This window comes from Gracilibacillus alcaliphilus (assembly GCF_016909015.1).
GTDB lineage: Bacteria > Bacillota > Bacilli > Bacillales > Amphibacillaceae > Gracilibacillus > Gracilibacillus alcaliphilus.
Genome location: NZ_JAFBFA010000002.1, coordinates 82804 through 95752 on the forward strand (window position 1 = coordinate 82804; position 12949 = coordinate 95752).

A 12949-nucleotide genomic window follows, 5' to 3' on the forward strand; every position below is an offset into this window, starting at 1 on the left:
GAGAGCAAGGCAATCGCTGAGGCTGACCGTTTCACTTTTCGTTCATAAATCTTACTGCTATATTTTATAGGCAAATAAACAAAGGTCAGCGCTAAAGGCTGACCTTTGTTTATTCTGGGGTTTTTGTTTTTTCCTCTAGTTCTCTAAGGCTCTCTTCAATTTGCGTTAAGTATTTTTGAATGTTCTTTTGATGCGGTTCTACTGTCTTTTTCCAAGATTCAATAGAGTCCTTAATATCGGTGGCAAGGTCTTTAATTAAGGCAGCACCTTCTTTAGAGGTCTTTGTAATTTGATCTTTTAAGTCTACGCCTTCGGTTTTTAAGTGATCGATATAACGTATGGCTTCTTCGCCTTTTACTTTCATATCTGATCTTAATTCTTTACCAGCCTTTGGTGTGCTTAGTAATGTAGCAGCAGCACCTACTACACTGCCTGCTAATATGCCGATTAGTAACGATTTCGTATTAATCATAACAAACACTCCTTTCTAAATATAACATTCTCTTTTTTGGCGAATATCAAACCCCTATTTTTGAAAATTAGAGATTCGTGGAGATTTCGGAAGCAATTGCTGCTAAGTCATGCTGATTTTCGTGGGTAATCCACTGTGCTTGATAACCATCGGTTTTGTCATAACGTGGAATCAGGTGAAGATGGAGATGGAAAACCGTTTGACCAGCAAATTCTTCATTATTATTAACTATATTAATACCGGCCGGCTGAAATGCCTGGTTTAGTGCATTGGCAATCTTCGGTACTCGAGCAAATAACGCTGCTGCAATGGCTTCATCTGTTTCATAGATATTTTTGGTATGTTCTTTTGGGATGACTAACGTATGGCCCTTCGTAACCTGGCTGATATCAAGAAAGGCATAAACGTCATCGTCTTCATAAACTTTGGCAGAAGGGATGTCTCCAGCTATAATTTTGCAAAAAATACAGTCAGCATCTGTTCTCATCCTAATCGCTCCTTTGATTAATGTGGTTTTATCAAGGGGCTTTGTAAAGCAGCAACTCCTTAATAATTCTGATAATAAATTCTATTATACAATATTATCACAATTTTATCATCTAACCGAGGATCCTTCTGAGTATCTATATCATATTTTTGGTATAATGAGGGATGGTAGATCATAATAGAGTGTAAAGAGATTTTTTACGATCTAAATCAACCGCATATACTCAGCTCAAGTGTACAGAAAATCAATGAAGTTAATTGGAAAAACGGTGAGTTATAACTGGAAAAAACTTCACCGATATAAATCTGATTTTGTCAAAGTGCGAATACTTCACAATATAAAAGGGGTGGCGATGATGGAACCTTTGTTACATATTAAAGATCTAGAGGGTGGATATACCCATAAAAATGTATTACACGGTATTTCTTTTGATGTACAGCCAAACGAAGTGGTAGGATTGATTGGTTTAAATGGAGCCGGGAAAAGTACAACTATTAAGCATGTGATTGGACTCATGCAGGCAAAAGCAGGTACGGTGGCCATCAAGGGGAAAACGTTTCAAGAAGCACCAGATACTTACCGGCAGCATTTCTCTTATATTCCAGAGATGCCGGTATTATATGATGAGTTAACACTGGAAGAGCATTTGCGATTAACGGCTATGGCCTATAACCTGCCTGAAGATGTCTACCAAGCTCGTGTGACACCATTATTGAAAGAGTTTCGTCTGGAAAAAAAGCTGAAATGGTTTCCGATCCATTTTTCAAAAGGGATGCGGCAAAAGGTAATGATTATGTGTGCCTTTCTGGTTGAGCCTGATTTATATATTGTAGATGAACCTTTTGTCGGTTTGGATCCGATTGGTATTCAATCATATTTACAATTAATGAATCAAATGAAGGAACAGGGGGCAGGTGTATTAATGTCTACCCATATTCTAGCTACGGCAGAGCGTTATTGTGATCGTTTTGTTATTCTTCATGATGGTGTGATTAGAGCCTATGGCACTTTAGAGGAATTACGAGAAACGTTCGATCGACCACAGGCAACACTGGACGACCTGTATATTCAATTGACGAAAGAGGCGGATCAATATGCTTGATGTGCGGAAAATGTTTATGGATCGACTTTCTGCTCATTTTAAAGAGCTGAGCCGCTATTTGCGTTATATATTGACAGGACATTTTGTGATTGCGATGATGTTTATTATTTCCGCCACGGCGGTCTATTATCAGCGGTTCTTAGAAGATATCCCAGCATATTTCCCATCTGGCTGGGTAATTGCTTTTATCCTTGGACTAGCTGCCGTGTACAGCCCGATTCAAACATTATTAAAGAGGGCTGATATTGTTTTTTTAATTCCGGCAGAACATCAGATGCATGACTATTTCCGGCGTACACTGGTATACAGTTTTATTTCGCAGCTGTATTTGTTTGTGATTGCGATTGTAGCCGTTGCGCCTTTGTATATGGAAGTGTTCCCAGACAGTTCCTTTATATGGCTGTTTCTTGCCTTGTTAGTGATTAAAGCATGGAGCCTGCTTGCCAACTGGTCGATGCTGAAGATACGTGACCAGCAGTTGCGTCTTATCGATCAAATTGTCCGCAGTGCTTTAGTCATTACTCTGGTCTATTTTTATGTTGTCCAAGCAATGGTGTTTTTATTGGTGGTTACGGTATTATTGGTGATTCTATTCGGGGTGAATGTGATGGTCGGCAGAAGGAATCCCAGTCTTAATTGGGATTTGTTAATCGAGAATGACTACCGGAGAATGCGCCAGTTTTATCGTTTAGCTAATATGTTTACCGATGTCCCGCATATGGAGACAGAAGTCAAAAAGCGCCATCTGCTTGTACGTCTACTAATTAAGCCGCTGACGTTTACACAAAAGGATGTCTATGCTTATTTATACCGCATCACTACTGTTCGGAGTGGGGAGTATCTGGGAATATACTTCCGGTTACTGGTCATTGGGGGCTTACTGGTTTATTTTATCCCTAATCAATGGCTGAAATTAATCTTTGCCATCTTGTTTGTATATATGATCTTTTTGCAAGTCGCCCCACTTTGGAAACATCATGTTACCATTGTCTGGCTGGATTTGTACCCGATCTCTTTACAAGCTCGAGCTCAGGCTTTTATTAGCTGGATGCAGCGGCTTACTTTAGTTGCAGCTGCTTTATTTATCATCTTGTTATTAGTGATGGGAGAGTGGCTGGCCGCTGTTTGCTTAGTAGTGATTGCCCTGTTGTTTATTTGGATGATAGTTCCTGGTTATCTTCAGAAGAAAATGAATGCGCAATAAGCAAAAGCTGTCCAAGTATGAGGACAGCTTTTGCCTATTCGAGCTATTATTTATTTTCATTTAAAGTGGCAGCTATTAATGTTTTGGCGGCAATCATCATAGCTCGTTCATCAAAATCGAACAATGGATGGTGATGTGGGACAAAACCATTGTCTATTTGGGCTCCGGTAAAAAAGAAGGCTCCCGGCTTTTCTTGCAGATAATAAGCAAAATCTTCACCAGTCATGCTTGGCTTTATCATTTGCACCTTATCCACTTCTTTTATTTGCTGAGCCGCCTGCAAGATTTTCTCTGCATATGGCTGATGATTGACAACCGGTGGATACCCGTATAGATAATCATATGTATAGTCCATCCCATTTGCCAAACAAACACCGCGAGTAATGGTTTCTATTTCTTCACGAATGAACTGCTGTATATCCGGATTAAAGGTACGTACAGTTCCCTCCAAGTGCCCTGTTTCTGGAATAACATTATAGGCATTACCGGCATGAAACTTACCAATCGAGACTACTGCTGTCTCTAGAGGGTCAACGCGTCGACTCACAATTTGCTGCAGGCTGACTGTAAGCTGCGATCCAGCAACAATCGGATCTTTGGTTTGATGGGGGATAGCACCATGTCCGCCTGCTCCTTTAAGCTTAATCACAAAACGGTCAGCAGCAGCCATAAAATTCCCAGGGGCAGTCTCAATCACGCCATATGGCGTACTAGTCCATAAGTGTGTTCCATATACTACATCTACATTATCTAAAATACCAGATTCTATTATGGGTTTAGCCCCGCCAGGAGCTACTTCTTCGGCATGTTGATGGATAAAGACAACCTGGCCTGCGAGTTGATCTTGATGTTTTTTTAATGCATTCGCAATTGCCAACAAGACAGCTGTGTGACCATCATGTCCGCAGGCATGCATTACATTTGGATATTTTGATTTATAGGGTACGTCTTTGTCATCTTGAATAGGCAGGGCATCAAAGTCAGCCCGCAGTGCTACCGTCTTCCCGGGCTTAGAACCTGTTAATGTAGCAACCACGCCATTTCCACCTACATTAGCTTGGAATGGTATATCTAATAATTGATATTGTTCTTGAATAAAGGCGGATGTTTTCGTTTCTTGAAAGGACAGCTCGGGGTATTGGTGTAAGAACCGTCTTGTCTTTACCATCTCTTCATAGAGCGCCTCAATTTCTGCAAAAAGTATATCTTCCATCTCATCACCCCATTGCGATTGTTTCCTTTTATTATAGCATAATCGCTAGACGGTGTTGGAATAAATCCTAACTCTATTACACTAACGTAATCTTAATTTTATTCAGGTATGTATGGAAACAATGATTATAGGGGGTAATGTTAAGTCCCTCATAACGTATATTGTTATTTCGGCTAGCTGTTTGAATTGGACAAAATTAGTGTCACAGGAATGTCACAAAGATAGAGTAAGCCAAGCAAGGGAGTGGAAATAGGTAGCTGTTCATTGACGATGTATGTTGATATCTCCCGCCTTTTTCTCTGCCTATAAGAAAAAAATCTTTACCTGTGTATTATCTTCCTCTATCATGGAGAGGTCTTGATGTCGACGACTACCCATCCTATACAGGCGGAGTGTTTGTGTTTCAAAGGCAGTTATGTATAATAAATATGAAAGGGGAATAGAACGAAGATGGACAAGCGATCAGAGATACTGTTATTTGTAATATGGGCCCAAAGTGCAGTGGCCATGGCAGGCAGTCTGTTTTATTCAGAAGTAATGAAGTTTATCCCTTGTGAACTATGTTGGTTTCAACGTATTTTGATGTATCCACTAGTCGCTATTTATGGTTATGCATTATATAAGAAAGATATTCGATATGCCTTTCCAGGCCTTATTCTTAGTGGGATAGGCGTATTTGTATCTGCGTATCATTATGCTATTCAGAAGGTACCGAGTTTACAAGCGGCAGGTGATGCATGTGGAGTCATCCCTTGTACCACTACTTATGTTAACTTTCTTGGCTTTGTCACGATTCCATTTCAAGCGTTGATTGCCTTTCTTGTGATTTCGATTATTCATATTTATCTTATTGTGAAGCAAAGGAGAGCTTAGTGTGAAGAAAGTAATTATATTTATATCGATACTAGTTGTTGTGTTTGTAGCGCTTATATTTGTGGTAAACTATCAAAATTCTAAACAACTAGAAGGGGTAGAGAATCCCTATAATAAGTCTAATTTAAATCAGGCGACGATCGATCAGCTGGAAGATCCGTTATATCAAAATCAGATTTTACCAGAAGATTTAGAAGAGAGGATAGAAGCTGGTGAAGATGTGACTGTTTATTTCTACAGTCCTACTTGTGTTCATTGTCAGCGTGTGACACCAACTGTGGTGCCGATGACTGAAGATATGGGGATAGATTTGGTGAAATTAAACTTGCTAGAATTCAATGCGGCTTGGGATACGTTTGCGATAGAAAGAACACCAACTATTGTTCATTACAGCAATGGCGAAGAGACAGCAAGACTTGTCGGTGAACAGCCGCAAACTAATTTCACTGATTTCTTTAATCAAGAAGTGTTGGGTGAATCCTAAAAAGGCTGTGGAAAAACTGCTCGCCTTTGATCCATGTATAAATAGAATTTATTTGCATAGAAACATCAAGGGACAGGTCCGTAATGGGTCTGTCCCTTGATGTTTCTATTAGCCTTCATTCGTGTCCTCCTCTTCCTGTCTGCCGACTTGGAAGATTTCATTATAGGCAGGCCCATTTAGATAAGGTCGGTTTTTCTTTGTGGGTAAAGGAGAGTCTGCCTGCCATTTATGATAGTCTTGCAGATCTGTCCATTCCAATAAGATGACATAGATATTTCCCTGCATAGGACGTAATAAACGAGCTGCAACAACAGAGGAGAACTGTTGAATCACTTTTTTATACTCCGATTCAAAAATAGGCAAGCCTTCGGTTGTGACCGGAATGAATGACAGACTGGCATAGCCTTGCTCTTCTAAGCTGCCTTGCTTTGCAATAATTTGATAATCTCTGCTTTCCGTGAACACACTAGGTTTTTCATCCTCATAATAGGCAACCGTCTTGATGTCATTTTCCAGTAGAAGAAAAGGAGAAATGACATGTTTTTCTTGCATCTCTTCTAGATACGCAAATGTTCCGTTTGTCATATAAGCCTTCAAATTCATCCACTCCCTCTTTTTATTTTATCCCCGGTACAAATGTCCGTTAGCCTTCACTTCCAGTTCTGGAGGTAGTATAAGTAAGGATAACAGACGGTAACATCCTCGAAGCCTTGATTATCATCAGCATACCATAACAGAGGCTAAATTATTCGTCGCTTACCACTATTCTGTGCTAAAATAAGACTGTTGTCTAATTTTAAAGAATGTAATCAAAATGATATATTTAAGTTGTTTTGCAAATAATGAAAGGTTTTTGGCATAACCTATTGGTGACAAGTTTGCTGAGAAAGGCGGTGAATGGTATGGATAAAGAAAAACTGAAACAGTTTGGGATTAGCTGTTTACAGACAATGAAGCGATACAGATGGATCTCCATTATATTTGCTTCCATGTTTCTTATCTCAATTCTTGGTTATTTGTTTATCATTTTTGGTGGACGATTTGTATTTGACGAAAAAGCCGTCATTCTTCCCACTACTTCCACCGTTGTTGCAGAAGATGGAACTATCTTAGGTGAATTATACACGGAGAATAGGAAGTATGTCACGATAAATCAAATCCCTGAACATGTACAGCAAGCCTTTTTGGCAGTAGAGGATCAACGCTTTTATGATCATGCCGGGATCTCGTTTCCAGCTGTGGCTCGAGCCATTTATCGCGATATATTAGCGATGCAGAAAGTAGAAGGGGGCAGCACCATCACTCAGCAATTAGCCAAAAACTTATTTCTGGAGAATGATAAATCTTGGATGCGTAAGACAAAAGAAGTGATGGCTTCAATTTATTTGGAGCGTAATTATACCAAATCAGATATTTTAGAACTTTATTTAAATGAGATTTACTTGGCCCACGGCATTTATGGAGTAGGAACTGCAGCGGAGTATTTTTTTAATAAACCAATTGAGGAGCTTACTATTGATGAGGGGGCCTTGTTGGCCGCAATGGTAAAGGCACCGAATAGTTATTCTCCTCATCATGATATCGAGCTGGCCAAAGAACGACGGAATATAGTGCTGCAGCAATTAGCGAATGTTGGTGAGATTTCAACAGAAAAACTGTTGGAATTGGAAGCAAAAGATGTAAAAGTGACAGACCAACCTGAAGAACGTGATCCATGGCTGGATGACTACTTGGCTTATGTATTAGAGGAAGCGGAGCAAAAATATCATTTGAGCCGTGAATCTTTAAAACGCGGAGGGTATACGATAGAAGTGCATGTAGACCCAGAGATGCAGCGGATAGCTTATCAGCAAATGCAGGATCATCGCTTTTTCTCTGGTTCTAATCAGGAGATGGACAGCAGTTTTGTCTTGATGAATCAGGAAACAGGCGCTCTCAAGGTATTAATCGCAGATCGCCAGTTTCAATTGGGGGATACTAATCATTTGTTAACAAGGAAACAGCCGGGATCGATTATCAAACCAATTGCCGTATATGCCCCGGCTTTAGAACAGGGGGACTACCAGCCGTACGGGCTGCTCCCAGACCAAGACATGAGTTATGACGGCTATCAAGTAGGTAATCCTGATGGACAATTTGAAGGAGAAGTTACCATGTATGATGCCATCAGAACCTCTAAGAATGCTCCGGCTGTATGGCTGCTAGATCAAATAGGGATTGGCTACAGTAAATCCATGTTAGCAAAGATGAACATGACGTTAGAAGATAATGGTTTAGCAATTGCCTTAGGAGGGCTAGAACAAGGAGTTACTCCTATACAGATGGCGGAAGCTTACCGCCCATTTATTCATAATGGAGAATGGTTGGAGTCTTCGAGCATTCGTGCGATCTATAACAATAAACAAGAGGAAGTAGAAAGAGACGCTATACAAACGAAGCCGGTATTTCAGCCACAAGTTGCTTGGGATATGTTAAAAATGCTTGAAGCTGTTGTGACAGATGGGACAGCTGCCTCTGGTGATTACACGAAAGCTTTAGCTGGCAAGACAGGATCAACACAACACCCGGAAGTACCTGGAGAAGTAAAAGATGCATGGTTTGCTGGGATTACGCCTGAGTATGTAACAGCCACATGGATAGGATATGATCAAGCAACAGCAGATAATTATTTAACAACTGGTTCGGAGTCAGCCGTACAACTAACCAAGTCCATTCTTACTGAAATGGATAAACTAACACCATTAACTGAGGAATTTGAGGTGCCGGAGGATGTTGAGGATCTCCCGGATCCCATTCGTCTGCCAACAATTGATGATGTAGATGCTAAGATAGGCATTGGTGGTTTTTCCTTATTACAAGTAGAGCTAACATGGACAGCTGCAGAAGATAGTCGTGTAGTATATCGTGTCTATGAGCGCAATGACCAAGAGGATGAGCTAGTTGGTGAAGTGGAAGGGGAAGGGACATACACAATCAGCCCGATTCCTCTGTTTCAGACAAAGGAATATTATGTGGTACCTTATAATCCTTTAAGTGATCAAACCGGAGAGCCGTCTAACATTGCTGCATTGTAGAGGTTGTTCAAAAAGGCCGATAAAAAGGATCTTCATCGGTCTTTTTGAACACGCACTATTAGATTGACAATAGCTTGGTTGTAAATTACAATTATTTTTTAGTTATAATTATTACAATTTATTGAACGTTTGCTAAAAGACTATACAGATTCAGATAAACCTTCTATAGTTAAAATGGGAATATAAAAAAGGGTGAAGCAGATGACGAAATTTAATGACACGATTTTGAAGGCCTTTCGAGGGGAAGCAACAGATTACACACCGGTCTGGTATATGCGCCAGGCAGGCAGGTCACAAAAAGAGTATCGGGAATTAAAAAAGAAGTACTCTTTATTTGAAATTACACATCAGCCAGAATTATGTGCTTATGTGACAAGGTTACCTGTAGAGATGTACAATGTAGACGCAGCGGTATTATACAAAGACATTATGTCACCCCTGCCGGCAATTGGAGTGGATGTGGATATCAAGGCAGGGATCGGACCTGTGATTGATAATCCAGTTCGGTCGTTCCGTGACATTGACAAACTGGGGACGATAGACCCGGAAAGTGATGTTCCTTACGTCTTAGAGACCATTCGTTTATTAACAAAAGAACAGCTGAATGTACCGCTTATTGGTTTTAGTGGAGCGCCATTTACTATAGCAAGTTACATGGTTGAAGGCGGCCCTTCGAAGAACTATCATAAGACAAAAGGGTTAATGTATAGTGATTCAAAAGCCTGGTTTGCTTTAATGGATAAACTGGCAGATATGACGATTACTTATGTAAAGGCACAGGTGAAGGCAGGGGCCCAAGCTATTCAAATCTTTGATTCATGGGTAGGGGCATTAAATGCTGCCGACTACAGAACTTACATAAAACCAGTAATGCAGCGGATTTTTAGCGAATTACGCGACACTAATGTACCGCTTATTATGTTTGGCGTAGGTGCTAGTCATCTAATTAAAGAATGGAATGACCTGCCCGTGGATGTTATTGGATTAGACTGGCGTTTATCAATCAAAGAGGCACGTGCATTAGGAGTAACAAAGGCTTTACAAGGTAATCTGGATCCAGCGTTCTTATTATCGGATTGGGACGTGGCCATAGAAAGAACGAAACAGATTATTGAGCAAGGAAAGGAACAGCCAGGTCATGTGTTTAACTTGGGACATGGCGTAGTACCGGAAATCAGTCCAGAACGTTTACAAAAACTAACTGCCTTTATTCATGAATATTCACAAAAATAATCGATCATGATAGAGGTTACGAGCAGGAAAAACATAGTACTATGGAGTAACATATATTTAACTAGCAGTGTGTGTTCAAAAAGTCAGACAAAAAGGACCATCATAGGTTAAGTTCGCAACATCGTGTTGCAACACCGATACTAGTACGTTGTGTGTGTCGGCAGGCTAAACCCATAACATCCTGTCATAACGCCTGCACTAGTACGTCCTGTACGTCGAAAAGTTCGAGGAGGCGGCGCAGCTTTGAGTAACGGACTTGTACAGGATGTGTTGACTTCTGCGTTGTCCACATGATGGGGGGCGGTTTTAGTAGAAGTTCCCTATTATCAACGCCGACATTCGATGTGTCACTTTTAGCGGACTTTTTGAACATCCTCTAGCAGGAAAGGGATGTTTCATCGTGACAAAGAAAAAAGTAGGTCTGCTTGTGATGGCTTACGGAACGCCATATGAAGAGGCAGATATTGAACGATATTATACACATATCCGTCATGGCCGTAAACCATCACAGGAGATGCTAGACGATCTAACTGCACGCTATCAAGCAATTGGAGGCATCTCGCCTCTTGCACGTATTACGAAAGAACAGGCAGAAGCAATGGAAAAGCGGGCAAATCAACTGCAAGATCATGTAGAGTTTGTACACTACCTGGGATTAAAGCATATTGAACCCTTTGTGGAAGAGGCTGTCGAACAAATGGCAAAGGACGGTATTACAGAAGCTGTCTCCATTGTATTGGCACCTCACTATTCTACCTTCAGTGTTAAATCTTATAATGGACGGGCTCAAGAAGAAGCAGTGAAGCATGGAATCACCTTAAAATCAGTGGAAAGCTGGTATCAGGCAGAAGGATTCATCAACTATTGGGCCGATGTGATTACACAGGAATTTCAAAAGATTGAAGATAAGGAGAAGGCCGTCTTGGTTGTCTCTGCTCACAGCTTGCCAGAGAAAATTCTGCAAAACGGTGATCCTTATCCAAAGCAGCTGGAAGAAACAGCAGCAAGCATCCAAGAGAAGACTGGCATTGAACATGTAGAAATCGGCTGGCAGAGTGAGGGAAATACTCCTGATCCATGGCTGGGCCCAGATGTTCAAGACCTAACAAGGGACTTATTTGAACAAAAAGGCTATCGTTCATTTGTTTATGCACCAGTAGGTTTTGTCGCAGATCATTTAGAAGTATTATATGATAATGATTATGAGTGTAAAGTGGTATGTGAAGAGCTGGGGACAGATTACTACCGCCCGCCAATGCCAAATGTTGCACCAGCTTTTATTCATACTTTGGCTGAGATTATCATTGACAAGTACCAAAGTGATGATGAACAATCATGAGAACGATCACGATTATAGGCGGCGGTATTACAGGCTTGACAGCTGCTTATTATTTAGAGAAACAGATCAAAGAAGCTAACCTAGACTATCAAGTCCGTCTGTTGGAAGCAGGTAATCGGCTAGGCGGTAAAATCCAAACAGAACGACGTGATGGCTTTATGATTGAACGCGGACCTGATTCGTTTCTGATTCGCAAACAGTCTGCTGAGCGTCTGGCACGAGAAGTAGGTATTGGTGATAAGCTGGTTAAGAATGGTACAGGCACGTCCTATATTTTAGCGGGTGAGAAACTGCATCATATGCCTCAAAGCTCTTTTATGGGGATTCCTACACGTGTCCGTCCTTTTCTGAAATCAGATTTGTTTAGCTTATCAGGAAAGCTGCGTGCCGGTATGGACTTTATCAAGCCTAAGGGAGAAGCCGCTGATGATCAGTCACTTGGAAAGTTTTTCAGACGCCGAGTAGGGGATGAGGTAGTGGAGAACCTGATTGAACCTTTATTATCAGGGATTTACGCTGGTGATATTGATGATCTAAGCCTAATGGCGACATTTCCTAATTTCTATCAATTGGAGCAGCAACATGGAAGTCTTATTCGTGGATTGCGTAAGACAATGCCTGCTCAGCCTTCAACTGCAGGCAAGAAGAAAAGTATGTTCTATAGCTTAGATGGCGGATTAGAATCATTGGTCGAGGCCATTGCGGCAAAGTTGTCAGATGAAGTAGTTCAAACTAATAAAATAGTAGAGACCATAGAAAAAAAAGGTTCACACTATCAGCTGCATACCAAAAAAGGAACTGTTTTGACAGCAGATGTCGTATTAATAGCTACACCACATGGCGTTATGAAAAAACTGCTGAAGCCCTTTGAATTTGCCGCTGATCTGCCTAATATGAAGGCTACTTCTGTAGCAAATGTAGCGCTGGCTTTCGATTTATCGGCTGTGAAAGATGATATAGACGGTACCGGCTTTGTTGTATCACGTAATAGCAACTACCGCATTACGGCTTGTACTTGGACACATAAGAAATGGCCGAAAACAACCACACCTGCAGGAAAAGCCTTACTGCGTTGTTATGTAGGCCGGCCAGGAGATGAGGATGTGGTCGATCTCTCGGATGAAGCATTAGAAGAAATTGTTTTGCATGATCTAAAGAAGATTATGAATATCGAAGGGGATCCCTTATTTTCTGTGGTGTCACGCTGGAAAGACGCGATGCCGCAATATAACGTGCACCATAAACAAATGGTTGAGCAGTTAGAAGCCAATCTGAAGAAAGAGCTGCCAGGCGTGTTTGTAGCAGGAAGCCCTTATAAAGGCATTGGAATTCCAGACTGTATAGATCAGGGCGAGGCAGCTGTCAAACAAATATTGGATTTTTTAGCAGAGTAACGGACTACTCTGCTTTTTGCTTGCAGGAACGAAAAAAATGTTTTCGAGATTAGGTGCCTGTCTGTACATCTCTG

At 41.0% G+C, this 12949-nt stretch carries 12 protein-coding genes; 8 read left to right on the forward strand and 4 right to left on the reverse strand.

Annotated elements, in window-relative coordinates; translation table 11 throughout:
- Window positions 1-109: 109 nt before the first annotated feature.
- Together JOD18_RS02160 and JOD18_RS02165 are read right to left on the reverse strand one after the other, a co-directional pair.
- On the reverse strand, window positions 110-472 hold the full coding sequence (locus tag JOD18_RS02160; protein WP_204667289.1) for a YtxH domain-containing protein: 363 nt from the start codon (window positions 470-472) through the stop codon (window positions 110-112).
- Window positions 473-539: 67 nt separating this feature from the next.
- On the reverse strand, window positions 540-959 hold the full coding sequence (locus tag JOD18_RS02165; protein WP_204667290.1) for an HIT family protein: 420 nt from the start codon (window positions 957-959) through the stop codon (window positions 540-542).
- Between the two features lie 355 nt (window positions 960-1314).
- Here JOD18_RS02165 and JOD18_RS02170 point away from each other — a divergent pair, with 355 nt between their 5' ends.
- Together JOD18_RS02170 and JOD18_RS02175 are read left to right on the forward strand one after the other, a co-directional pair.
- Window positions 1315-2061: an ABC transporter ATP-binding protein gene (locus JOD18_RS02170; protein WP_204667291.1), complete on the forward strand. Its 747-nt coding sequence runs from the start codon at window positions 1315-1317 to the stop codon at window positions 2059-2061.
- Window positions 2054-3265 carry an ABC transporter permease gene (locus tag JOD18_RS02175; protein WP_204667292.1) on the forward strand — a complete coding sequence of 404 codons (1212 nt, stop codon included), beginning with the start codon at window positions 2054-2056 and terminating at the stop codon, window positions 3263-3265. The genes JOD18_RS02170 and JOD18_RS02175 overlap by 8 nt, the downstream gene beginning before the upstream one ends.
- Window positions 3266-3311: 46 nt before the next feature.
- Here JOD18_RS02175 and JOD18_RS02180 read toward each other — a convergent pair whose 3' ends face one another.
- Window positions 3312-4478 carry a M20 metallopeptidase family protein gene (locus JOD18_RS02180; protein ID WP_204667293.1) on the reverse strand — a complete coding sequence of 389 codons (1167 nt, stop codon included), beginning with the start codon at window positions 4476-4478 and terminating at the stop codon, window positions 3312-3314.
- A gap of 450 nt (window positions 4479-4928) precedes the next feature.
- Here JOD18_RS02180 and JOD18_RS02185 point away from each other — a divergent pair, with 450 nt between their 5' ends.
- Together JOD18_RS02185 and JOD18_RS02190 are read left to right on the forward strand one after the other, a co-directional pair.
- On the forward strand, window positions 4929-5351 hold the full coding sequence (locus JOD18_RS02185) for a disulfide oxidoreductase (RefSeq protein WP_204667294.1): 423 nt from the start codon (window positions 4929-4931) through the stop codon (window positions 5349-5351).
- A gap of 1 nt (window position 5352) precedes the next feature.
- Window positions 5353-5835 carry a thioredoxin domain-containing protein gene (locus JOD18_RS02190; protein WP_204667295.1) on the forward strand — a complete coding sequence of 161 codons (483 nt, stop codon included), beginning with the start codon at window positions 5353-5355 and terminating at the stop codon, window positions 5833-5835.
- Window positions 5836-5943: 108 nt separating this feature from the next.
- Here JOD18_RS02190 and JOD18_RS02195 read toward each other — a convergent pair whose 3' ends face one another.
- Window positions 5944-6438 (reverse strand): antibiotic biosynthesis monooxygenase family protein, encoded by a 495-nt coding sequence (locus tag JOD18_RS02195; protein ID WP_204667296.1) that lies wholly within the window; start codon window positions 6436-6438, stop codon window positions 5944-5946.
- A 299-nt stretch (window positions 6439-6737) separates the two neighbouring features.
- Here JOD18_RS02195 and JOD18_RS02200 point away from each other — a divergent pair, with 299 nt between their 5' ends.
- The 4 genes from JOD18_RS02200 to hemY all read left to right on the forward strand — a co-directional run bounded on the left by JOD18_RS02200 (window position 6738) and on the right by hemY (window position 12875).
- Window positions 6738-8909 carry a transglycosylase domain-containing protein gene (locus JOD18_RS02200; protein WP_204667297.1) on the forward strand — a complete coding sequence of 724 codons (2172 nt, stop codon included), beginning with the start codon at window positions 6738-6740 and terminating at the stop codon, window positions 8907-8909.
- Between the two features lie 201 nt (window positions 8910-9110).
- Window positions 9111-10142: a uroporphyrinogen decarboxylase gene (gene hemE, locus JOD18_RS02205; protein WP_204667298.1), complete on the forward strand. Its 1032-nt coding sequence runs from the start codon at window positions 9111-9113 to the stop codon at window positions 10140-10142.
- A 400-nt stretch (window positions 10143-10542) separates the two neighbouring features.
- Window positions 10543-11481, forward strand: a complete 939-nt coding sequence (gene hemH, locus JOD18_RS02210) for a ferrochelatase (protein ID WP_204667299.1) — start codon at window positions 10543-10545, stop codon at window positions 11479-11481.
- Window positions 11478-12875, forward strand: coding sequence for a protoporphyrinogen oxidase (gene hemY, locus JOD18_RS02215; protein WP_204667300.1), 1398 nt, complete (start codon window positions 11478-11480; stop codon window positions 12873-12875). Before hemH ends, hemY begins: the two co-directional genes overlap by 4 nt.
- Window positions 12876-12949 lie beyond the last annotated feature (74 nt).

Coding starts and splice junctions, on each gene's coding strand:
- JOD18_RS02160 (WP_204667289.1), bottom strand. CDS start 472: ATGATTAATACGAAATCGTTACTAATCGGCATATTAGCAGGCAGTGTA.
- JOD18_RS02165 (WP_204667290.1), bottom strand. CDS start 959: ATGAGAACAGATGCTGACTGTATTTTTTGCAAAATTATAGCTGGAGAC.
- JOD18_RS02170 (WP_204667291.1), top strand. CDS start 1,315: ATGGAACCTTTGTTACATATTAAAGATCTAGAGGGTGGATATACCCAT.
- JOD18_RS02175 (WP_204667292.1), top strand. CDS start 2,054: ATGCTTGATGTGCGGAAAATGTTTATGGATCGACTTTCTGCTCATTTT.
- JOD18_RS02180 (WP_204667293.1), bottom strand. CDS start 4,478: ATGGAAGATATACTTTTTGCAGAAATTGAGGCGCTCTATGAAGAGATG.
- JOD18_RS02185 (WP_204667294.1), top strand. CDS start 4,929: ATGGACAAGCGATCAGAGATACTGTTATTTGTAATATGGGCCCAAAGT.
- JOD18_RS02195 (WP_204667296.1), bottom strand. CDS start 6,438: ATGAATTTGAAGGCTTATATGACAAACGGAACATTTGCGTATCTAGAA.
- JOD18_RS02200 (WP_204667297.1), top strand. CDS start 6,738: ATGGATAAAGAAAAACTGAAACAGTTTGGGATTAGCTGTTTACAGACA.
- hemE (WP_204667298.1), top strand. CDS start 9,111: ATGACGAAATTTAATGACACGATTTTGAAGGCCTTTCGAGGGGAAGCA.
- hemY (WP_204667300.1), top strand. CDS start 11,478: ATGAGAACGATCACGATTATAGGCGGCGGTATTACAGGCTTGACAGCT.